Raw genomic sequence first — 22,213 nt, 5'->3', positions numbered from 1 at the left:
GCGGCATGCCGTGCGAAGCGCCGTTCTCATCGACAGGGTGACAGGAGCCATTGTGGAAACCACATCATCAACTGGATCAGCGCGCACAGCGCGGCCACGACCATCGCCATGAGCGCGAAAAACGGCCGACGAGCGCCATGCGAGACATAATTCGCGGCGGGCACGCTTGCAGCGGTGCGCCAACGGCGATAGGCGAGCCACGCTGCGGCAACGCAGAAAAGGAAGCCGGCCGCGCTCACCGCGTCAAGCGCCACGTGGCTGCCGGTCCTGCAAGCCTCCTGTACGAGAGCGTAGTTGATGCTCTGCGCGCCGACCACCGCCACTGGCGCCGCCAGCAGCCCTGGCCAGACCGACATGTCGGCGCGTTTCATATATGCACCCGTGGCACGAGATAAATGACTGCGTAAATGGGTAGCCAAGTCAGCACGACGAAATACCAGTAGACCGCGTTCTCGCTCGTGTCGAGCAGCCTGCGTTTTTCGAACGGGCCCGTGTAGAGCAGCGCGGTGAGCACGGCTGTGTCAACGGTGTCGGTAATCAGGTGTGTGGTGTGCAACCCGAGCAGAACCCAGACAATCGACCCGTACGCATTGGCGTACCAGATGACGTTCAGCGCGGAAAACTCGAATCCCCGCACGACGAGAAACGCGAGCGCGAACGCTAGACAGACAAGCAGCCACGAGCGCGCTTTCTCACGCTGCCCCTGTTGCGCCGCATTTTTCGCAAGCTGGTTCGGCCAAAGGCTCGCGACAAGCAGTGCGGTGTTGATTGTCCCCCACGTAAGCGAAGGGGGCGGCGCGTGCAGAGGCCATGCCGCGTTCACCGTACGCAGATAGAAGTACATGCCGATTGCCATGGCAAAGACGGTGCCTTCAATCAGCATTAGCCCCGCAGTGGCCCACCACATCAGGCTGCGATGACTGAAGCCGAAGCTGGGGAGTGCTCGCACGTCGACCACTTCGACCGCTTTGCGCTCCCGCCTGCTGCCGCGTTCCGACGTACTGTTGCGCGCGTTCGCAGGGCGCGTTTGTCGTGTCGCTTTGTGCTCGGGACCAGGTTCGGGCCAGCGTTCGAGCGCACGCGCAACGCGATTCTCCCGCCGGCTGGGCCAGAACCAGACGATCATCGTCACCGCGACCGGCACCGTTCCCCACCACACGGCGGACGGCGTAAATATCGAGCCGATAAAAAACACCGTCGTAGCGACCGCACTCAGGAAAGGCCAGATCGACGGGCCCGGGAAAAGAGGCCGCGTGTCCGGCACCGCGTCCAACGCGGTAGTGGTCAGCACTTCACGCGCATGGACTGCGAGCCCGGCCACGCCGCCCCGCCCACTGTACCCCTCCCACAGCGGCGCGCGACCGCGCACCACGGGCAGCGCGTCGAAGTTATGCGGCGGCGGTGCACTCGGCACACTCCACTCGAGCGTGCCCGCTCCCCACGGATTATTCCCGGCGCGCGCGCCGCGACGCAGGCTCGTGGCCACGTTCACAATGAAAAGCAGGACGCTTAGCGCAATCGTGTATGCCCCGACGGTCGCGATCAGGTTCATGCCGTCCCACCCCATACCTTCCGGATAGGTCCACACGCGACGAGGCATGCCGTGCAAACCGAGCAGATGCATCGGGAAAAACGTGACATTGAAGCCGCTGAAGAACAGCCAGAATTGCCAGCGCGCCAGCCGTTCCCCGAGCATGCGGCCAGTGAATTTCGGAAACCAGTAGTGGAAAGCGCCGAATAGCGGGAATACGGCGCCGCCGAGCAGGACGTAATGCAGGTGGGCCACGACAAAATACGTATCGTGCACCTGCAGATCGAGTGGCACCGCGCCGAGCATGATGCCTGTCAGCCCGCCGAGCACGAGAATAAAAAAGAATGCGAGAACGAACAGGAGTGGCGGTTTCAAGTGCAGCCGCCCCGTGAGCAGCGTAGCCAGCCAGCAATAGATCTGAACGCCCGACGGCACCGCGATCAGCACGCTTGCCGCCGTGAAGAAGGTCTTGCCAAGGTCGGGAACGGCCGTCGCGAACATGTGGTGAACCCACAGTCCAAACGCGAGGAACGCCGTCGCGATCAGGGATAGGACCATCGCAGAATAGCCGAAGATCGGACGGCGCGCGAACGTCTCGATGATCGACGACATGAAACCAAGTGCCGGTATGAAAATCAGGTAGACCTCGGGATGGCCGAAGAACCAGAACAGGTGCTGCCACAACAGGACGTCGCCACCGAGCGCCGGATTGTAGAACTGCGTGCCGACGAGGCGGTCGAGAATCAGCGCGGTGCTTGCCAGCATCACCGCCGGCATCGCGAAAAGCACCATGAACTGCGTAACGAGCGTGGCCCACGCGAAAAGCGGCAAGCGATTGAGCGACATGCCCGGTGCACGCATTTTCAGGATCGTCGTGATCAGCACGATTGCAACGAGCAGCGAGGACAGTTCGGTAAACGTGATCATCTGCGCCCAGATATCGCTGCCCTTGCCGGTTGCGTAGTCCGGGCCTGCGAGCGGCACGTAACTGAACCATCCCGAGCGCGGTCCGGCACCGAGCCCGAATGCGACGAACAAGGTGACGCCACCAAAGAGAAACATCCAGTAGGCGTAGGCGTTCATGCGCGGGAACGCAACGCTGCGTGCACCGATTAGCAGCGGAATCAGGTACATCGCCACCGCCTGCATTACCGGCACGGCGAACAGGAACATCATTGCGGTGCCGTGAATCGTAAAGAGCTGGTCGTACATATCCGGGCCGACGAGGCGGCTCGCTGGGCGCGCCAGCTGTGCGCGCATGATGAGCGCCATCAACCCCGCCACCAGGAAGAAGACAAATGTGGTGACCATGAAACGCCGTGCGATGCTCTTATGGTCGATCGCGCTAAACCATCCGGCCACGCCGCGCGGATCGCGCCAGGTTTGTGCAAGCGCGGCGGGCGCGCCTTCAACCGCGTCCGGGCCGTCTTTCACCTGCCAGCGGGCCTCGGGGTCATGGTGTGTTTCTTTGGTGCTCATTGGAGGGTCGCAAGCCATCGGACGACCGCGAGGCGGTCAGGTTCAGAAAGCGGCACCGCCGGCATTGTCGTACCTGGTTTCTGTGCATCCGGATTGCGTATCCACGCGGCAAGATTTTGCGGCGTATTGGTCAGAACGCCCGCGGCAATCGTCCTTCTACTCATCAGGTGAGTCAGGTCTGGACCGTTCGTGCCGGATGCGCCAGTGCCGCGAACGGTATGGCAATTTCCACAACTCGCCCGTTCGAAGGTGTCGCGGCCATGCAGTGCTACGGTGTCCGTTGTCCGGGCGGCAGGCTGGGACTGCTGTGCGACCCAAGCCGCGTAGCGCTCGGGCGGGTCGGCAACGACGAGCATGGCCATGAGCGCATGCTCGGCGCCGCAGAACTCCGCACACTGACCGCGGTACACGCCTTCCCGGTCAGCGCGAAATTCGATGGTGGTGTCGATGCCCGGAAGCATATCCTTCTTGCCATGCAAGCTCGGCACCCAGAAACTATGGATCACGTCGCTTGCCTGCAATGAGACGATGACGGGACGCCCAACCGGCACGTGCAGCTCGTTTGCAGTGACAAAACCCGGCTGTCCGGCTCCGGCTGGGTACGAGACCTGCCACCACCATTGCGCTCCCACCATCTCAATCCGTACGGGCTTGTCCACGGGCAGCATCGACAGCGCGCGATCCGTGAGCACGTCTGCGACGATGAGTCCAACAAGGACGATGACCGACAACATGCTCACACCAATGACGAGGCGTCGCGTACGGACTTCCGGCTGCGTGAGCGAAGCCAGGTCAGGGGCCCGCATGGGCGGTCCTTGCCCGTCCCGGTCAGGATTGCGGATCAACGCAACAAGTGTCGCGAGAAGCACCAGAGCAAATACGACCCCGCAGACGACCAGCGAAAGATTCCACAGTTGAGCGATGTGCTGCCCCTGCACGCCGGCGGGTTGCGTGGCACTTTGCTGCACAGGGACACTGGCTCCGGCCACGTTCGGCACTGCGGCCGAGATGCCAACGGCCGCAAGGAAATGCAGACGCGCGCGCTTCGCGGTTGCATAGCAAACGCGCCCTGAGCGCCCCGCACCGAGCCTGGTGTTGACGCCGGCGCGACGGTTCGAAGATCCCTTCATTCGATCAGTTACCCTTAGGGCTAGATGCCCATATGCGCGCCTCTCGGTGCAACGAACCGGGACCTACTGGCTTGCGCCTGCGGCGTGATCGCTCGCGGCGGTAGCGGGCGCCGCGACTTGCGGACCGCTAGCTGCTTGCATACTGCTCGGGGAGTGATCGCTTGTCGAATCGTTGGAACGGTTACACCCGCTGCATAGCGCGGACACTGTGATCAAAAACGCTGCAGCTAACAATGTCTGTGTTCTCGTGTTCACTGTCTGTCTCCCGCTGTTTTGGAGTCGCTACCAAACGCATGGCCAGAATCGTGCCTTACGTTGCGGACCTGATCCACGCTGTTGGCGCAGCAACCGGCATTCCCACTGGAAAAACCAGTACAACCGTCGTGGCACGCGCACTTCGCGCCGCAACGTTTCACCTTGACCATCACGGCATTGCCGCCTCGAGGCCGGCCAGATCTGCAACTCCGAGTGCGCATCACGCCACGGTCGTAAAGGACGTAACGGCGAAATGCCGGCCGGCTTTTACACGCAGCATTGAAGTTTTTTGAGATCGCTTGAGAAAACGGAAAATAATCTATGATCGCCCCCGTTTTTGCAATTTGAAGTGGTGAGGTGGTTGGCTTGCGTAAATCTATTCGGCGTCGTTGTGGGGATCGCTCCCCGCGCCACGATGAGATTCGCGCCTGACGGTCCTAAAAAGCACGTCGGCTTCGGTAAGCCGATATTTTCCACAGGTTGTCCGTCAGGCCGGGTGTGCCGTTCACGTCATCAGAGTTCAACAGTCGCAAAGCCAGGTAGGTGGATCCAGGTGAGGCACGATTCGAACTAAAGGCATCACGTTTCTAGCGCGCTTCCAGTCGGGTTGAACAAGGCGTTCCGCGTCGATAGCGCGCACGCGATGCGCGCGAATTTGTTCGCTAATGCGCACGCGACTATATTGGAATGCCTCCTGGCTAGCATCGAACGGACCCAATCGGCCAGAGGGCCAGTCTGCTTGATAACCCTGTGCATATAGGTGCGCGCGCACTGGACGAGAAGTCTGCGGATGTTCCTGTCGCCCCTCTTGCTGATCCCCAGCAGGTGCGTGCGGCCGCCCGTGCTGTATTGCCGGGGTACGAGCCCGACCGATGCCGCGAAGTCTCGGCTGCTTGAATACTGCCTGCCGTCTCCCATTTCGGCGGCAAGTACGCTCGCGGTGATGGGGCCGACACCGGGAATCGAGAGAAGCCGCTGACCGAGCTCGTTGTCAGCGAGTTCGCGGGCTAGCTCGTCGTCGACCTCTCGAACGCTTGCCCGTAGTCATGGACTCCGAGACCTTGCAAGTCGGCACTGTCTCGCGCAGCGATCTGGTCAAGCCGTCTCTTGCCCACTTCGACGAAGAGCACAAGAAAGAACGCTTCCGCGCTTGGGGTCAACACCGGCAAGCGGCACTTCCAGCCGGTTCCTTAAGTCGCGGGCCGGTCGGCGACCAAAACAGAAACGCGCTTCTTCCGTGCCCTTTCGGGGGCGCACGCCTTCTCTGCCTTTCCCGCTGTTTCAGCACCCATTCCCTGGACAATGATCGTGAAAAGTCCACTCATACCAACCCACCGGAACGCAACTGGCGCGCCAATGATCCCAATCGAAAACGACAAGCCGATACTGCGGCCCACCACCGCCATCGCCTTGGTACGATTTTCCTCCCTGGCCAGATCAGCTGGCAGCGCCAGTACTGCGGATGAAACTTCACCAACGCCCTGAACAACCCGGCCGATGACTATCCAGGTCATTGAATGTCCGATTGCCGCGATGAAACTGCCGATCGCGAACACCAGGAGGCGGCCGGCGATTACCGGTTTATGGGGTGTCCATTTAACCGGAGTTAAGCGTAGACTGGGGCAATGGAACGCGCTCACGCCAGCATCCACTCCCCTAAGTCCCGTGGGGAGTTTCAGGCCTGGTTCCCGACTGATGCAGACTGCCTGGACTACAATGGCTGCGATGGCCTTGCGGCTTCGTCTGCCCGTCCTGTGGGCATCACGCAGGATGGTGGCTTGGGGACAACTGGTTCATGTGTACTGGATGCGGTAGCCGCACATCAGTGATGGCTGGCACCAGCTTTGACCGGACACGTACTCCGCTCACGGTTTGGTTTTCGGTCTGTTGGCATTTTGCTACCGCTGAAGATGGGATCTCCGCGCTGAGTTTGAAGCGGACCCTGGAGATCGGCTCCTACCAGACGGTGTGGCTATTCTTCATCGCCTGCGGTCTGTTCTGGTTCGCCCCGATCGGGAGCGCCTTTGCGGGACAGTCGAGGTGGACGAAACCTACATCGGAAACAAAGAATCCGGACTTTCGGGAGGCCGTGCCAAAGGGAAGAAGATCCTGACGTGTATCGCGATCGAGATCCTGGAGCCGAAGGGATTCGGACGCTGTCGAATGGCGCCCGTGGCGGATGCCTCCTCAGAATCGCTTCGCTCCTTCGTGTTGGATAGCGATGAGCCGGGGGCGACGGTCATCACCGATGCCTGGCAGGGTTACCGGTGGTTTGGAGAAGAATGGGTACATTCATGACCGCCGTAGCCAGCGGGCCGCGTCAACGCGGGGCGGAGACCCCGGAGAAGTTCTGCCAGGTGTGCATCGAATAGCGTCCCGCGCAAACTCGCAAAACGATGGCTACTGGGCACCCACCAGGGAGCGGCGGATTCTGCACACTTGCCCAGCTATCTGGACGAGTTCGTGTTCCGTTTCAACCGCCGCCGCTCACGTAGCCGAGGGATGCTGTTCTATCCCGGGCGGTCACCCAAATTCCTCCGGGCGTGGTCACTTCAAACTCCCCCACCTTGCGGTCCGATCTGAGCAGACCGACGTCGCCGATCGCACCGCGTAGCCGGACGTTATTTTTACCTCCTTGGCCAGCCCGGGAGGTGGGAGTTGAACGTCTTGAAGCCGCATCAGCAAAGTACGGTGTTCACGTTGCTGGAACTCAACAAGAGCCAGCGCGAGATTCATCGGATCACTGGAATCGACCGCAAGACGATCCGCCGTTACATGGCGATCTTCGCTGCACGCGCAAGCGCGTCCGCAAATTCCCCCACTGCGGTGACCATCGGCTCGAGGCCACCAGATCAAACTCCTCCACCCCCGCGACCACCGGCTTTTGAGGTCGCACCGGCCGGGACACATAACTTCGATTTTGCCCGCTCGTTGTGCGAGCCTCACCGGCAATGGATCGAAGAGCAGGTCCGCCTGCAGCGAAACGCTCAGGCAATTTACCAGGATCTGGTCGACGAGTTTTCGTTCGCTGCGAGTTACGAGAGCGTCAAACGGTTCGTGCGCGCGCTGCGACACGTCGATCCCGAGCAATTCGACCGGCTCGATTTCCTGCCCGGCGAGGAGGCCCAGGTCGACTATGGCGAGGGCGCTCCGACCCGCGATCCAAAGACTGGACGTTATCGGCGACCGCGGCTATTTGTGATGACGTTGCGTTATTCGCGCCACAGTTTCCGGCGGGTTGTCTGGAAATCCGGGCAGGAGGTGTGGGCGCGACTGCACGAAGAAGCGTTCCGCTATTTCGGTGGTTGTGTTCATTACGTCGTCCTCGATAACCTCAAGGAAGGGGTTATCACACCGGACCTGTACGAGCCGGAGATCAATCATCTTTACGCTGCGATGCTCGATCACTATGGCGTGATCGCCGATCCTGCACGCGTCCGCGATCCGAACCGGAAGGGTACGGTTGAGAACGCGATCCAGCATACGCAAGGCACCGCGCTGCGCGGCCGGAGTTTCGATTCTATCGAAGAGCAGAACGCGTTCCTTGTGCGCTGGGAGGCGAACTGGGCGTCAAAGCGCCTGCATGGGCGCGCTCGCCGCCAGGTCGAGTCGATGTTCGAGGAGGAGAAGCCGCACCTCCGAGCATTGCCGCTGACTGCATTCCGTTACTTCAAGCAGGTCGTTCGCACTGTCTCCGACGATACGACCGTCCGGATCGACCATAGCTGGTACGCAGCCCGTCCCGCCGCAATCGGCAGCACGGTGCTGGTGCGCGTCTTCGATTCAACCATTGAAGTTCGGGATCGACAGACACAAGCGCTGTTACGCATCCACCCGCGTTTCACGGAGCCCGGTCAATTGCTACTGCCCGAGGACGAGCGTCCGTTCAATCCGTCCCGGCAAACCGCCTTCCTGCTCTCAGCCGCAGGCGACATCGGTCCGCAAACGAAGGCACTTTGCCAGCGAATGTTTGAAGCCCAGGGACGCGTTGGCCAGCGGGGCATGTGGGGCATCGTCGGTCTGGCAAAGAGATACCCGGCCCGCATCGTCGAGCAAGCCTGCAGCCAGGCACTGCAGTACCGCCTCCAATCCTACAAACAGGTTCGCAAGCTGGTCGAGCGACTGTTCGAGCAGGCACTGGAACAGCTTGATCAGGCGCCCCAGGTCGCTTTGCCTCTTACCCAGAATCACGCGCTAATCCGTCCAGCTGCCGAATACGGTGAGCTGTTCAGCCTCGGCGCACGACAGCAACTCAACCCATTGTCGTTGAACAACGGAGAGACCAACGAATGACCATGTCGATGCCAGAAATCGAGCGTTCGCTCAAACAGCTCCACCTGTCCGGCGTGCGCGACACGCTGGAGACCCGCATACTGCAGGCACAGGCGGCAAATCAACCGTTCATCGAAACCTTCTCGATCATTCTGCAGGACGAACTGGATCGTCGTCAGTCCCGGCTGATCGATCGTCGGCATAAACAGTCGGGCCTCGACGAGAAGCTCACGTTCGCCGAGTTTGACTGGACATTCAATCCAAAACTCCCTCGGCAGGCCTGTCTGGAGTTGCGAACGCTGAAGTTCGTTTCTGCTGGCGAGAACGCACTTCTCATCGGCAAACCCGGCACTGGCAAATCGCACATCGCGAAGGCCGTCGCGAATCAGGCGGTGATGCAAGGCTACAAAGTACAGTATCTCGAAACCGACGACTTCTTCGCCCGCTTCAATCTCAGCGAGCCCGAGCAGCAGGAGAAACGCCTGCGCACCATTCTCGACTGCGATCTGCTAGTTCTGGACGACCTGTTCCTGTCGCGATCGATTCCAGATGCCGCTGGTGCGCTGCTGCAGACCCTCGTCCATCAACGATACAAACTACGCCGCAGCACCATGGTCACGTCCAACCGCGTCGTTCAGGACTGGGGCGCCTACCTCGGCGATAACACCATGAGCAGCACCATTCTCGACCGACTCATGCACCACTGTCACTCGCTTGAATTCGACGGCCGAAGTTACCGGCTGAAGGAGGCTGCTGAAACTCTTGCGCGCAAAACCAAAGCGAGCTAAAAAACAATCTTGTCCTGCTGCCGGGTGGAGGAGTTTGCGCGACCACAAGTGGGGGAGTTTGAAGTGACCATCCGGGCTATCGGGCCATGGAGCTTGCTGTCGCCCATGGACCGGTTCGTTACCAAGACCTTGTTATGACCCAGCGCCCAAAGGCCGTTCCTCCAAAGCCGCCGCGGCAACGCGGACATCCGCCCAGCCTGGAGCGACCTTCGCCGAGCCGCACGTGGAGGCAAATCGCTAACTCCGGTTAAATGGACACCCCAGACCGGTTTTATGCCGAGTCTGTCAGACGGCCATCCGTAGAAGATGTAGAACGGTACCTGAGTCGACCCGTATGCATCAAGTGCGATGCCGACGAGCACGACATTGTCACCGCCTCCGCTCGTTACCTGATACCCGACATGTCTAACGACCCAGATTTGCGAGGAAGTCACGTGTACGTTCCGACAGATCCAGACCGAGTCTCAACGTAAGTGCTGAAGCGTCGGCTACCTTCGCTCGTGCGGCCTCGTCCAGTTGGTCGACCGCAACTGCCAACCAGTCTGGAAATTTTTCCATCAGAGCATCAATGAGCACAGAGGCCTGACGTCGATCCTTGTCCGCCTTTACCGCACGTGAGGGATCCCGTAGCGTACTGACGATGAGCTTGTGCAGGGCGAACCGCGCAGGGTCAGGCAACTGCACCGGAACGACATGCTCCTTACCCAGAACAAAGCCGCGAGTTGAGTCCGACACGAGGTATCTGAAGTACGGAAGTCCAGTCGCATGTGCGCGTATATGCGGCAGCGGCCTGACCTCATACGCGTCAGTGCCCGGAACGAGCAGGTCTACCTTCAGAGGCTGTCCCCGCGCCTTGAACGATGTCGACGGTCGACGTGAGTCCAGCTCGGGTACTTCGAGAAATGAAATGCTACTGTCGCGGAGGATGTCGAGGAAGCTACGGTTTTCCGGAATCGCTAGCGAAATCGAGCCAGCACTTCCGATGTCTATGTCCTCGGTCTTGTAGTTGGCTGGCAAACGAACACCCAGACTATTCAGAAGCGCGCCGAATGCATGCGAACCGACAAGCACGCCGCCGTGACTGAATATCCCTGCGTTGTAGAGCGTTGCGATGGTCAGTGCCGAAGAGTTATCGGCTGCAGCAAAGCCTGCTTTACGCAACAGCTGGACGTCAGCTGCAACGGCTCGCATCTCCGTGCTATCAAGTATCCTGGTCTCGAGTGCCGCATCAGTCGCCGGCTCGCCATCCCGACCCAACGACGTTTCCTTGTGCTTGCCGGACGCCAGATAAACCCGCCAGTAGACGTATGCCTTCCCGTCGACGGTCTTTCGCGACGCCGAACCAGGAGAATGAAGTGGGACGGCCCCCTGCGTGCTTGCGCGCTCGGTGACCGATGAATAAAGCGTCTGAAGTGCTTCGTTATGAAAGATCAACATGAACCTGACATTTATACCCTATCTTTGGATTATAAGGTATAAGCGTATAGAAAACGAAAAGAGGCATTTTTACCCGGACGGTCAGTTGAAACTCCCCACTTATGGTCGCGTAAATTCCTCCACCCTGTGTGAAGCAGGACTAAGGTTTTTGTTTAGCTGGTTTTTGGTTTTCGTGCAAGCGTTTCGGCGGCCTCTTTAAGGCGATAGCTGCGGCCATCGAACTCGAGCAGATGGCAGTGATGCATGAGCCGGTCGAGGATCGTGGTGCTCATCGTGTTGTCGCCCAGGTATGCGCCCCAATCCTGCACAACGCGGTTGGACGTGACGAGAATGCTGCGATGCAGTTTGTAGCGTTGGTGGATCAGGGTTTGCAGAAGCGCGCCAGCGGCGTCGGGAATCGTACGCGACAGGAACAGGTCGTCCAGCACCAGCAGGTCGCTCTCAAGGATGGCCCGCAGGCGGGCTTCGCGCTGGGTAGTCGGGCTTAGTGCGTAACGGTTAAAGAAGTCGTCGGTCTCAAGATACTGCACCTTGTGGCCCTGCAGGACGGCCTGGTAGGCGACGGCCTTCGCAACGTGCGATTTGCCGGTGCCTGGTTTGCCGATGATCAGCGCGTTGTCGCCGGCGGCGATGAACTTCAGTGTGTGCAGCTGGAAGCAGGCCTGGCGAGGCCCTTTGGGATTGAAGCCCCAGTCGAATTCGGCGAGTGTGAGTTTCTCCTCGAGGCCGGAGAGCTTGTAGCGGCGTTCGATGAGCAGAAGTTGAAAGCAGCGCAATCGTCAATGACGCAACGGTCCAGCCTCACCAGGTATCCGTGATCGATGTCCGCCAAGCGATATACGTGCCCGTTATTTTTCACGTGCCCGTTGTGTTGTAGACGGGTTTGTGTTTGTGGTGTACGCAGTCGGATAGACGGTTGATATGACTCCGCTTGTCAAGAGGGGATCGGTTTTGGGTTTTGATCTGCCATCTGAATTTCCTGAGGGCGACGTAGCAGTAAATCTCGACGGTGGATCATGCTGATATCCGCGGGTTGGTTACCGCATTACAGAAGTCCGCCCAGCGAGCCTGCCGCTATCTAGTGCCGCAAGTCGAATCAAATCCGTTGCCTAACCGTCTCGCGGGTTGCTCGGGTGCCGGGCTACGCCGCCTTCAGGAAACTCTTGCTCGGGTGGTGAGGTTGATTTACGTGTTGCTTAAGGGTTAGGTCACGCCATGTGCACCTCGGGCCGTACGGAGAGCGACATGGCGAGCTGGCTGATGTCCCAGATGAAACCGGCGAGTTCGCGAGCGACCGCGACCACCGCAATATTCTTCTGCTTGCCGCGCGCGACGAGCTTCCGGTAGCGCCGGCACAGGCGCATCTGCGCGTCCCAGGCGCGGTCAACGATGGGCTTGGGGATGCCTTCGTGGCGGCGCTGGATTTCGGGACTCACGCGGGCCGGGTGCTGGTAGCTCCAGGCCGCTTCCACCAGCAGCTTTCTTGCATAGCTGTTGCCGTTCTTGGTGATGCTGCCCTGACGGCGCTTGTCGCCCGACGAGTGTTCGGACGGCGTCACTCCCAGCCAGGCCATCAACTGGCGCGGGTGGGCGAAGCGTGACAGATCGCCGAGCTCGGCGAGCATGCCCACTGCCGTGGTGAACTGCACGCCGCGCATCGTCTGCAGGCCCAGCACGGCAGGATAGAATCGCCAGTTGACGACAGCCTCGCGCAACGCGGCCTCCAGCCGGTCGCATTGCGCCAGGCGATCCTCGATCGTGCGCCGATACTCCTCGAACGCCAGTTGCTGCCAGACGCTGTCGAAAGCATAGGCGCTGAGCCAGCGCCGGTGCGCAGATCCCCAGTCGGCGCGGCCGGCATAGCGCACGCCATGCAAGAGCAGAAAGGCCTTCAGCCGTTGCCGCGCACGCTTCAGATCGTCCTTGGCGCTGACCCACGCACGAGCCAGATCGCGGAATGCTTCGTCTTCCACGCTTGGCACGTACACCGCTGACAGGTCGCCAGCGCGCAGCGACCGCACCAGCTTGATCGCATCACGCCGGTCAGTCTTGATCCGATCGCCCGGCTTCTTCGGAATCAGCGACGGCGCGCACACCATGCAGTCGATTCCCTTCGCCAGGAGCTGACGGTAAAGTCCATAGCCGCACGGGCCCGCCTCGTAGACGATACGGATGTACCGCGCCTTCGATTGCAGGCGCTTACAGAGGCGATCAATATCCGTCTTCGTCGTGCCAATCTTGCCGAGCAGTTCGACCTCGCCTGTGCCCAGCGCATAGGCAACCGTGATCGAATCCTTGTGAACGTCGAGCCCTACGTACAGTGTGCTATCGTTTTCCACGCTTTGCGACACGTGTCGCCGTCTGCCGGACGTAAACCGGTTGAGGTATTGGATGGCAAAGCTCCTCCCTGTCTTGTCGCACTCCGCCGCCATTGCTATTTGCGGCAGAGCTGTGACCTGCTGTACGACCAGCAGTTGCCTACCAGGACATGCGCGATGGGTAACTGTCGGGTGTGAAGCTCTTGGGACAATGTACTTTTCGAATGACGGCTCATCTCGGTGACGAGGGGGCCGACACTGCAAGCAGCAACGCGGTGTGAAGGCTAGGCAAGTTCCGAACGCACAACGTAAGTGAATTGCCGCTCGAATCCTCGAAAAAACGGACAAGCCAAAGCTGCTGATAGGCTTGAACCAAAAGGTGAATGGCCGGTTACTTCCTTAGCGTGTGGAAGTACGTCGTCGAAGCGCCATCGGGGAACAGGCAGGTGCTAACCGGATAGGCCCACCGACGTGGGTCGGCAAGGATGGGAACGTGGTAAACCCGATTTCTCGCCTTCATTCCAGTGAACCGGTATGAAGGCAGGCAATCCGCAAGGAAAGCTGTTGGGGGAGCGGGCATGGGATTGCGGAAAAAGCGAACGGCGGCCTGTAATGGGCCGCATAAGGGTTCAAGATTTGCCCTGACCTGAAAGGGTGCCCACTTCCGCATGGTGCAGCTGTCGTATGCCATCGTCTGAGATTCGACGAGAGGAAGCCTGGAAGAGACCGGTATCACTGCGGTTCGGCGCCTCTCGCCTTGCAATACGGTGAATCAACGATGAGACGTATGCGAAGTCCATGTGTAGTCAACATGGTCGGTGTCTGGACGACACTTAACGCTGTGCTTGAGCGCAGTGCGGTGAAAGTCGCACGCTGCGTTCTTAGGGGGCGGCGACGCAGCAATGCGTTGCTGCTACCCGCCGGCCTCCGTGATGGATATCGCCGGGTGTGGCCCTGCCCACACCGTGCGGCTCTGGCAGAAATACTAACCCGCGTTTGAGTCCTCCCGGCGGGCCAGCCTCTACCTCGCGGAGTCATACTGACTAGTTGCGTACTGAAAATCAGCATTCCTCGTTACGGTGAGCTTTCCCGGGACCACGCGAGCGCCACCAACTGGCGAATGGTCCGGCACTACAGCGTGACGACACCAATAAGGCTGGATCTACCACCGAGAACGCAATAGTCGTTTCTGAAGAAGCGTTCGCAGATCACGGCGCGTGTCGGCGACGACATGAATGTAAATCGTGTTGTCGCGCACCTCATATATAACCCGATTGTGGCCGCTCAACGTTTCCCGGAAATTCAGACCGCCGAAATCTGAAAGCTCCGCCGGGACATAACCGCTCTGCGGGAACTGCCTGATATTGTCAAACGTGACGGCCAATTCCGCGGACGTTTGCTTCCACGTCTGAGCACCGAAGCTTTTGAGGATGTAGCGGCGCAGATCCTTCGTATCCTCCTGCGCCTCGTCGAGAACCAGGAGCCTGAACTTCGTCTGCCCCATCAGCGGATTTGCTCCTTCCGATCAAGGTCGTCGAGTTCGGCGAGAAACTCGTCGGCATCCTTGAATTTTCCCTGCTCGATGTGCTTCTGGCCCAAGGCCAGAATTTTGAGCAGCGCCAGCGTCTGCTGGGTGTCCTCATAGCTTTGCACGTCCTGAACGACGAGCTTCGCTTCGCCATTCTGCGTGATCAGCAGCGGCTCGCCAGAAGCCGTCAAATCCTTGACGATCTGCGCTGCGTCGCTTTTCAGATAGCTAATTGGCTTTACGTGGTCTGCCAGGCGCATGTTTGATCCTCCGGCTGCAGCCTCTTCTAGACCGAATATAGACTAAATTCAGTTTTATGCAAAGTCGTAAATTAGGGATGCTCTGTCATCGGGTCGATTGCCGGCCCACAAAAATACGCTGCAGCCTACCCTGCTTCGCCCGCCTCGTGGGTCATGGGCGATGCAGCGCGGGCCAACCATACTTGTTCAAGTGGCGGACTGCAGACAATCGGGTTGCAACGAATAATGGGAAATAACTAAAAAGTTCACGAAAAGTGATCATTATGTTATGTCAAATTGTCAGAGCGATTGACAAAAACTGACAGCCGTGTCGGCTCTGCAACCAGACAAGGAAAATATAAGACGGCGCTGCACTGGCCATTGCGAGCAGCGAGTGCGAACTAAACCAGAAGCGACGCCCTGGTCATCTCCCTCGAGGAGCAAAGCGTCGAGACGAGGCTAGCCGACCACCATCATGATCTAGGAGTGTCCGACCGACGGCATCACAAAGAGGCGTTCGTCCCACACCACGGGTTGCGGCTCGGTCACGGCAATCCGCGTCGCGTCGGGGTGTGCGGGATTGACCAGCACGTTGAACTCTGCACGGACCACGACGGAAGGTACGATCAGGAGCGCGGTACGCGACTCGGTCAGCCAGGCGTTGCCGAACACCCTTGCCACCTGCAGTGCTGGCGCATCCCATCCCCCCGGCAACGATTCGGCCGAATGGCGTTCGACGCGAATATCGTCGGGAACCGCTGCTTCAACCCATCCGTGTGTCTTCGGTACCTTGCCGATGCGCGCATGAACAAGAACCTCGAGCATCGCACCGGCGAAGGTCGACGCGGCGTAGATGACCGGTCGCCCCGGGCTATTGAAGCGGCCGCCCACCAGCATCGCGCCGGTGCCACTCCAGACCGTGTGTCGAGTGTCGGCGATTCGAAACAACTTCACGCCGGCAACCCGTAAAACAGTTTCCAGAGCAGCTCTTCGACCCGGCGCGCGCCGAGCTCGGTCAGCGCAACATCGAGCGGCGCCCGCCCTTCGAGCTCCGGGTGCGGCGTCGACAGGAATTCCCGCGCGTCCTCTTCGTCGTTCCAGACGTAGGCCGTCGTCGCGACGATCCTGGCCAGCCGCTCAGTTTTTTCCGATTCGTCGGGCGTCAGCCGATCGCGACGCCGCTTATAGGTCGCTTCGGGGATGATGCGCGCAAGTAGCGCACGCCGGGCGTCGGCACCCCGCGTCGCATGTTCGACGCCCGCGCGCAGCGCGGACTTGGGCAGGCCGTCGCGGACAAGTGCCTCGAGTTCCGCGAGCGTGTGCGGGACCTGCCGCAGTTCCATCACCGCGGCCACTGCTTCAGGCGTGATCAGTGACATGCGACTCCCGACTAAAGTATCAGTTGATGCCTAATGATAGCGCAATTGATACCGTCCGCAAACCCATCTTCGATCTAGCGGGGTCCAGCGGGGAGACTGCCGAGGCGGTCACTTCGACATCGTCCGTGCCTGCGAGAATCGCCCGCGTAGCATCACGGCACGTTACGGCCTACAGAAATCTTTTATACACGAAACGCTCAAGCAATTAAGCATCCGCTCGCGACAGAATGTCGCACCGGGCACATGGATAAATCATTTATAGTGCACTGCACAATCTCGGCCCGATCGGCAAGTGCGATCTGACGACCGCGTCCGGCGTTGCCGGGTTGCGGACAGACATGCCGCTGATGAAGGTGAATCGCCACGCCTGTCAGCTACGCCCAGCTTCTGTCTACATCATCAAAGTGAGGTCCCTGTGAAATACCTTCCCCGCATCGCCGCGTCTGGAGCACTCCTGGTCGTCGCTCTCGGTATCGTCACCTTCGCCCAGATCAAGTTCGCGCCGCAATCCGCAGACAACAACCCGGTTGCACGGATCGTCCTGAACGTCGAGTCGCAACTGAACGGCTGAGCGACTCCACCGCTGTATGTAGCCCGCGCCCCGCAGGCAAAGAAAACCCGCCAGGCTCCGAAGAGAACTGGCGGGTTTGAGCTACTGATTTCGGATTCACACGCCAGGCGATGGTGACGGAGTTGACGCCTGCTCAGTCTCCTCCAGCGATCAGTCAGCCTCCATGTCCACGGCATCCAACACCTTGGCAGGTCACCAATCGTCAATTCGAGACGCTTCATGGTGGCCTCGGGAGACAGGCAATCGTCCCCTTCGACGTTTCGATCATCAGAAACTTAAAGGAGCGTGTCGCCACACTGATCCAGCGCAAGCCAGCCCTCCCCGCTTTGCGCAAATTGTCACCGCGCAACCTGAAGGCATGGCCGAATCCAGAATTTGTGCAGCAGCCTCCTGCACAAATTGAAACCCCTTCGGCTTGGTAAACATAGGATTGCGAATTTGTCAAAGCCAATTCAAATGTCCGCTTTGGGGGTGCGGCGGAAACGCGAGAAGTTGGACCGGCCGTGCCTCATTGGAGAGTCGTCAAGTCCCCTCGGCGACGAATTCGGCTCCGACTTCCACCCGATTACGACCATTGCGTTTCGCAAGATACAGAGCGCCGTCTGCTTGCTTCAATAGTCGTTCAATAGTCGCTTCAGGGACGTCAACATAAGCGATGCCGATACTGCAGGTGTACGAAGGCAAAGCTGAACCGTCCTTGCACCCGATTTGCGCCTGCAGTTCGCGGGCGAGACTCAGTGGTTCATCGACCGTCCCGCATGGAAACAACACCGCGAATTCCTCTCCGCCCCAGCGTGCAAAATGAGCTTCCTGAGGTAGCGCGAGAGCAGCCCGTCTGGCGAAGTCGATCAGGACGGCGTCACCCATCAAGTGGCCGTACATGTCGTTGATGCTTTTGAAATGGTCCAGGTCGATCAGGAGGAGTGCGAGGTATGATCCTCTGCGGCGAGGTGTTCCTTGCGCGATCCTGTGGGCGTCCAAAAGAGCCCGGCGATTGAGGAGGCCAGTGAGCGGATCGATGTGGGAAAGTTGCTCGAGGTGAATTCGAAGTCTATTTACTGCGGTGAGCATGAATCCCACCGTTATGGTGAGCGACATGAATGCACCACTGCTCAGATAGATCAATTGCACCAGATCATGCGCGTACAAGCCTTCATGCGCAGAGCCTGGTTCTAGCGATGTCACGATCCTCGTTAAGGTTATGAGCGTCTCAACGGCGAACATGAATCCAACGACCCTCGCACCGCTGTCTTTCCGTCCAAACCGCAGCAATTCATAGGCTAAAAGAGTAAAAAGCACTGCAAGAATGACATTTGTACACATGGAACGCCCGTAAGGATTGGCGTCGATATATGTCATCCAGCTAAGGCCGAGCGCGTCGAGCAGAACCATCCCTGAGACGAAGCGAATCAATGGTCCTCGACCGAGGTAGCGCTGGCTGCCAATGAGCCAGAGTCCTATGCTGCCAACCATGCATATATTGCCGCCGACAACGGAGAGCCAATCCGGGAGCGCGTCGCGCAGCGCCATCAGAAACGCAGCAGCGGAAAAAACAAGGGAACCCTGCGCCCATTGCGCTACGCCGCGGATGTTCCGGGGGAATGATCTTCCTATGGCAAACATTACTAGCGCCATCAGTCCGGGCATAACAGACGCCATCAACAGGACGGTACGCAAGTCAAACGTGGGCATAATCTGATCGTCGGTGCGCGAAGTATCGAATTCTTTGATCGGGTGACGTTTTTCGTGTCGAAAGCTTGCGTGCCGAAGCGCCGAGCAATCGCGGGGGCTGACTGCGGTCCCGGGAGATATCTGGCAGTGGAGCTTGGGTCCCTGAGCGGCTGGTGGAAGTCGATAAGCTCACTATCGGTTATCAGTGGTTATCGGCACTCGACTTTTAAACTTTAGGCCTCGGCGAGATCGCCAAAACGCCTCCGCGCCGCGGGGTTTTCGATCTGGATCACGTTCGCGCCGCGGGGTTCAGGCGACCGAACGGCGCTTAACGCGGGGCGTTCGTCCTTTTCGTGCCATTTCTGGGGGTTTGCTTCAAAAAGCCATTTTAAGCAAAGACTTGGGAAATTGCTTTTCGATGGGAACTGGGTATGGGCAACGTCTACGGCAGTTTTCCGCGTGAAAGATGCAGCGTACATTTTCGCCCCAAACGATTCGATTGAGCGACGCCCGTCTTGACAGACCTACCCGAACGTTGGACTTCGTCCCCCTGCAGCACGGAAGGCGACCGGCGAAAGGAAGAGCTTCTGCCGGCGAAAAAGAACACATCGCGTCGCGACGCCAATGCTTCGGCGTGACCGCGCCGTCTCCGGCGGGTTGCGCCCTGCCGGGCGCCACCCCCGTGGACCGAAGCGCTTTAGGCCGTCAGGTTTCCGCCGCTAGCGCCGACCGATCTTTCGTAACGGGATCGGCTCTTGCTCGTAGTTAGCGCACGGGAGACGATCATGCTCAGACTTTTCGGCGTCTTGGCGCTCGCAGCTACCGTTTGGGGATGCGTGTCCGCTCCACCGTACGACAGCTATCCAGGCTATGACCCGGGCTATTACGGACCGGCTACCGGCATCGGCGTTGGCGTCGGAGGCGGCAGCTTTGGTGGTGGGGTGGGCGTCGGCGTAGGTGTGGGATTCTGAACACCGCGCGCCCGACTCCCCGTTGGTTGCGGACTGATCGCTTGAAACCCCCGCGCAACCGCTAAGCCTGCCCTTCACGGCAGCAAGCCGTCCGCGCCGTCGACTTCCTGCCGCGGCAACGTCGCGCGCGGGCGTTCCTGCAGTCAGAGAGAATCTCCGTCACGCTTCGGTCGGCAATTTGGATGCCGGCAAACACTGAGCGGACGCGGCAAGGTCTCCGGCTCAAACTCGCAGGCCGGGATGCGCTTCCATCTCGGTTCAATGTAAAGCTGCCACAGCGCGCCCGTGTCCAGAAACGAAGGGGCGGATAGCCACAACTATCCGACCCTTTTGGCGTCGGATATCTTGGCGACAAAGAGGCGCCGATCCGCGAAAATTAGGGTCCGCGTGACAACTTTAATTATGTCAAATTGAAAGGCTGACAGAAGATCTGCAGCGTGAGAAAAAGCAACTAATGCGCCTCGCAGACATGCCGGTCGACAGCCGCGGGGTGATCGCAGACACATTCACCTGCCCGGTGACGCTGTGAAAATCCGCGTCAGCGTAAGCCATTCGTCGTTGACCGAAAGCCCAGATAGTCATCTGTCTCGCTCGTCCTTTGTGAACAGCGATCTAATTCCGTTGGCGAAGTCGTTCCGCTTCAGCTCAAGCCGAACGGGTATTCGCGTTCCATGCGTTGTTGAATGTTCCGAATGAAAGAACTTGCGATGCCGATGTCGGCTGATCGTGGCCTGCGTGGACGATTGTGCTTCAGGCGTGGGCGTGCGCGCCGCTGGCTCGGGTTCGGCCCTTGGTCTTCCCGGCCGCAGCATTGGCACGAGCCTTCGTCGCCGCGCGGACGCCATGCTTTGCGACCGGCGCGACCTTCTTCGCCGCGACAGGTTTCGGTGCTGCCTTTGCCTTAACCTTCGCGTCTAAATCTTCATCGGGCTTCGTCAGCGTCAGGTGCAGGCCCATCGCCGCAATCACCTTCATAATCGTCGCGAACTCGGCATTGCCCTTGGTGGAAAGCGCCCGGTACAGCGCCTCACGCGCAATTCCCGACTCGCGCGCGAGTGCTGTCATGCCCCGCGCCTTTGCTACGTCGCCGAGTGCCGCCTGAATCTCGACCGGATCGCCACCCTCAAATGCTTGCGCAAGGTACAGGCGGTAATCGGCTTCGTCCTTCAGGTACTTCGAAGCGTCGAACTCCATCAACTCGCTTACTTTCATCTCAATCCTCCAGCTCTTTCGCGATAGCCTTCGCCCGTTTGATGTCCTCGGACTGCGTGGACTTGTCGCCACGGCTTTGTCAACTTGCCGGTAGCAAGACGAAATGGTGGCAGAGGTCATCATTGCTCAGCAAGCATTCGACGGATTCTGGGTGAGGTCGGTGAATTCGTGCCACGCAGCGAATCGAGCCGCGAGGTGTTTTCGATAGAGCGAAGCCCGCAGCAGATGCCGCTTGAGCGCGAAATGCTGCCGTATCGGACCGAAACACGAGAGGAATGCCTGCGTGCGTTTGCAATCGCGAAATCCCCGCATGCGACGCTCGCGTTCGCGGGTCGGTTGGTGGCTGTTCTCCGCTCGGTTGTTCACGCGCGCCGCGGCTTTAACGAACACGTGTTTGACGTTCGCCAATTCGGGAATGTCGGCCTTTGCGGCCGGGTAGCTGCGCAACTGGTCGGTCACGATCTTGCGCGGCACAGGGCATGAGCGAAGTACGCGGTTGAAGAAACGTTTGGCTGCAGCCTTGTCGCGCCGCTTCTGCAACAGGATCTCGAGTTCGGCACCATGCTCATCGACGGCCCGCCACAGCAGGTATGGCTCACCGCGCAGCGTCACGAACATCTCATCGAGATGCCAGGTGCTGCCTGGTTTGCGGCGCGCAACCTTGACGCGATGCGCGAAGCCCACGCCGAACTTGTCGCACCATCGGCGGATCGTCTCGTAGCTCACCACCACGCCGCGTTCGAACAGCAATTCCTCAATATCGCGCAGGCTCAGTTGGAAGCGGAAATACCAACGCACCGCGCAACTGATGACTGCGGCGGGAAAGCGGTGACCGTGGTAGAGCGAGTTCGTCTTTTCATCGCGACATCTTACGCGACCGCCACGGTAACGTGACAACGCCGTGGACGCTGGATGCCGGAACCGAGTGCCCAACGCACGCCACTTCGGCCCTTCTCAAGGTGCCGAGTGCATTGATGCCGTTTGCCTTCAACTATATTCTGAATCCTGCTCATGAAGACGCGGTGCGCATTTAAATCAGCATGGCCGTAGAAGTGCGCCAGGATCCACGCATTCTTCGGCTTTTAACGCGACCGTAACGGCGTTCGGTGCCAGGCGTGACGCACACGCGCCATGATCTCCGGCCGACAACGACGCACGGCTTGTCTCCGGATCGTTTGGTGGTGGATTTACGCAACGCGCAATCTGCCTCCCCCGGAACACGCCTTACGCCGCTCGGGGGTGCAGCCCGCCCAATCAGAGCCGCATCTCCCTGCCAGTAAAATGTGTGCCGTCGATCCGTTTCGGCTCGCCTCAAAAAACTTGCCGCCTCATCGAACGTTCCCTCATGGCCTTTCGCTGACGCGATACAGACTATCGACGCCCGCAATGTGGCTCTCGTAACTCCGAAGGGCTCGGCTGTACTGGATCCGAT

Annotated in this window: 17 protein-coding genes and 3 pseudogenes; 5 read left to right on the top strand and 15 right to left on the bottom strand. The window is 59.5% G+C overall.

What is annotated here, in order from left to right:
* Nucleotides 1-26: 26 nt before the first annotated feature.
* From B0G82_RS38095 to B0G82_RS39915, 5 genes and pseudogenes are all read right to left on the bottom strand, one after another.
* A complete protein-coding gene (locus B0G82_RS38095; protein WP_241975124.1) occupies nt 27-371 on the bottom strand; it encodes a hypothetical protein in 345 nt (114 codons plus the stop codon).
* A complete protein-coding gene (gene ctaD / locus B0G82_RS38090) occupies nt 368-3,010 on the bottom strand; it encodes a cytochrome c oxidase subunit I (protein WP_121311373.1) in 2,643 nt (880 codons plus the stop codon). Before ctaD ends, B0G82_RS38095 begins: the two co-directional genes overlap by 4 nt.
* The gene (coxB, locus tag B0G82_RS38085; protein ID WP_241975123.1) at nt 3,007-3,999 is read right to left on the bottom strand and encodes a cytochrome c oxidase subunit II; all 993 of its coding nucleotides are present in this window, start codon (nt 3,997-3,999) and stop codon (nt 3,007-3,009) included. The genes ctaD and coxB overlap by 4 nt, the downstream gene beginning before the upstream one ends.
* Before the next feature lie 975 nt (nt 4,000-4,974).
* Nucleotides 4,975-5,427 (bottom strand): annotated as a pseudogene (locus tag B0G82_RS38075) (transposase); the annotation flags it as partial.
* A gap of 269 nt (nt 5,428-5,696) precedes the next feature.
* Nucleotides 5,697-5,978, bottom strand: a pseudogene (locus tag B0G82_RS39915) (MFS transporter); the annotation flags it as partial.
* A gap of 385 nt (nt 5,979-6,363) precedes the next feature.
* Between B0G82_RS39915 and B0G82_RS38065 the strand changes: the two are divergent.
* The 3 genes from B0G82_RS38065 to istB all read left to right on the top strand — a co-directional run bounded on the left by B0G82_RS38065 (nt 6,364) and on the right by istB (nt 9,455).
* Entirely contained in the window at nt 6,364-6,693 is a 330-nt protein-coding gene (locus B0G82_RS38065) for a transposase (RefSeq protein WP_116119957.1), read from the top strand.
* A 360-nt stretch (nt 6,694-7,053) separates the two neighbouring features.
* A complete protein-coding gene (gene istA, locus B0G82_RS38055; RefSeq protein WP_116116776.1) occupies nt 7,054-8,688 on the top strand; it encodes an IS21 family transposase in 1,635 nt (544 codons plus the stop codon).
* Nucleotides 8,685-9,455, top strand: a complete 771-nt coding sequence (istB, locus tag B0G82_RS38050; RefSeq protein WP_116116777.1) for an IS21-like element helper ATPase IstB — start codon at nt 8,685-8,687, stop codon at nt 9,453-9,455. The genes istA and istB overlap by 4 nt, the downstream gene beginning before the upstream one ends.
* Nucleotides 9,456-9,860: 405 nt before the next feature.
* Here istB and B0G82_RS38040 read toward each other — a convergent pair whose 3' ends face one another.
* From B0G82_RS38040 to B0G82_RS38005, 7 genes are all read right to left on the bottom strand, one after another.
* Entirely contained in the window at nt 9,861-10,892 is a 1,032-nt protein-coding gene (locus B0G82_RS38040) for a GSU2403 family nucleotidyltransferase fold protein (RefSeq protein WP_116119962.1), read from the bottom strand.
* A 152-nt stretch (nt 10,893-11,044) separates the two neighbouring features.
* Nucleotides 11,045-11,668: an ATP-binding protein gene (locus B0G82_RS38035; protein WP_277872820.1), complete on the bottom strand. Its 624-nt coding sequence runs from the start codon at nt 11,666-11,668 to the stop codon at nt 11,045-11,047.
* Between the two features lie 432 nt (nt 11,669-12,100).
* Nucleotides 12,101-13,231 (bottom strand): IS110 family transposase, encoded by a 1,131-nt coding sequence (locus B0G82_RS38030; RefSeq protein ID WP_121311551.1) that lies wholly within the window; start codon nt 13,229-13,231, stop codon nt 12,101-12,103.
* A 1,141-nt stretch (nt 13,232-14,372) separates the two neighbouring features.
* Nucleotides 14,373-14,714, bottom strand: a complete 342-nt coding sequence (locus B0G82_RS38020) for a type II toxin-antitoxin system RelE/ParE family toxin (RefSeq protein ID WP_121311366.1) — start codon at nt 14,712-14,714, stop codon at nt 14,373-14,375.
* Entirely contained in the window at nt 14,714-14,998 is a 285-nt protein-coding gene (locus B0G82_RS38015; protein WP_121311365.1) for a type II toxin-antitoxin system Phd/YefM family antitoxin, read from the bottom strand. Before B0G82_RS38015 ends, B0G82_RS38020 begins: the two co-directional genes overlap by 1 nt.
* Nucleotides 14,999-15,457: 459 nt before the next feature.
* On the bottom strand, nt 15,458-15,931 hold the full coding sequence (locus tag B0G82_RS38010; protein WP_121311364.1) for an RES domain-containing protein: 474 nt from the start codon (nt 15,929-15,931) through the stop codon (nt 15,458-15,460).
* A complete protein-coding gene (locus B0G82_RS38005) occupies nt 15,928-16,356 on the bottom strand; it encodes an antitoxin Xre/MbcA/ParS toxin-binding domain-containing protein (protein ID WP_121311363.1) in 429 nt (142 codons plus the stop codon). Before B0G82_RS38005 ends, B0G82_RS38010 begins: the two co-directional genes overlap by 4 nt.
* A gap of 415 nt (nt 16,357-16,771) precedes the next feature.
* Here B0G82_RS38005 and B0G82_RS39905 point away from each other — a divergent pair, with 415 nt between their 5' ends.
* Nucleotides 16,772-16,927: a hypothetical protein gene (locus B0G82_RS39905; protein WP_158608233.1), complete on the top strand. Its 156-nt coding sequence runs from the start codon at nt 16,772-16,774 to the stop codon at nt 16,925-16,927.
* A 522-nt stretch (nt 16,928-17,449) separates the two neighbouring features.
* Here the strand turns inward: B0G82_RS39905 and B0G82_RS37995 are convergent.
* Entirely contained in the window at nt 17,450-18,619 is a 1,170-nt protein-coding gene (locus B0G82_RS37995; RefSeq protein WP_121311361.1) for a GGDEF domain-containing protein, read from the bottom strand.
* 815 nt (nt 18,620-19,434) lie between these two features.
* Here B0G82_RS37995 and B0G82_RS37990 point away from each other — a divergent pair.
* The gene (locus tag B0G82_RS37990) at nt 19,435-19,569 is read left to right on the top strand and encodes a hypothetical protein (protein ID WP_347237587.1); all 135 of its coding nucleotides are present in this window, start codon (nt 19,435-19,437) and stop codon (nt 19,567-19,569) included.
* A 936-nt stretch (nt 19,570-20,505) separates the two neighbouring features.
* Here the strand turns inward: B0G82_RS37990 and B0G82_RS41275 are convergent.
* Nucleotides 20,506-20,781: pseudogene (locus B0G82_RS41275) on the bottom strand (addiction module antidote protein); the annotation flags it as partial.
* 126 nt (nt 20,782-20,907) lie between these two features.
* Nucleotides 20,908-21,678, bottom strand: coding sequence for an IS6 family transposase (locus tag B0G82_RS37980; RefSeq protein ID WP_116120213.1), 771 nt, complete (start codon nt 21,676-21,678; stop codon nt 20,908-20,910).
* Nucleotides 21,679-22,213: the final 535 nt, after the last annotated feature.

The organism is Paraburkholderia sp. BL17N1 (genome assembly GCF_003634175.1).
GTDB lineage: Bacteria > Pseudomonadota > Gammaproteobacteria > Burkholderiales > Burkholderiaceae > Paraburkholderia.
The sequence above is the reverse complement of the archived record's forward strand: the minus strand, read 5'-3'. Positions and strand labels throughout refer to the sequence as shown.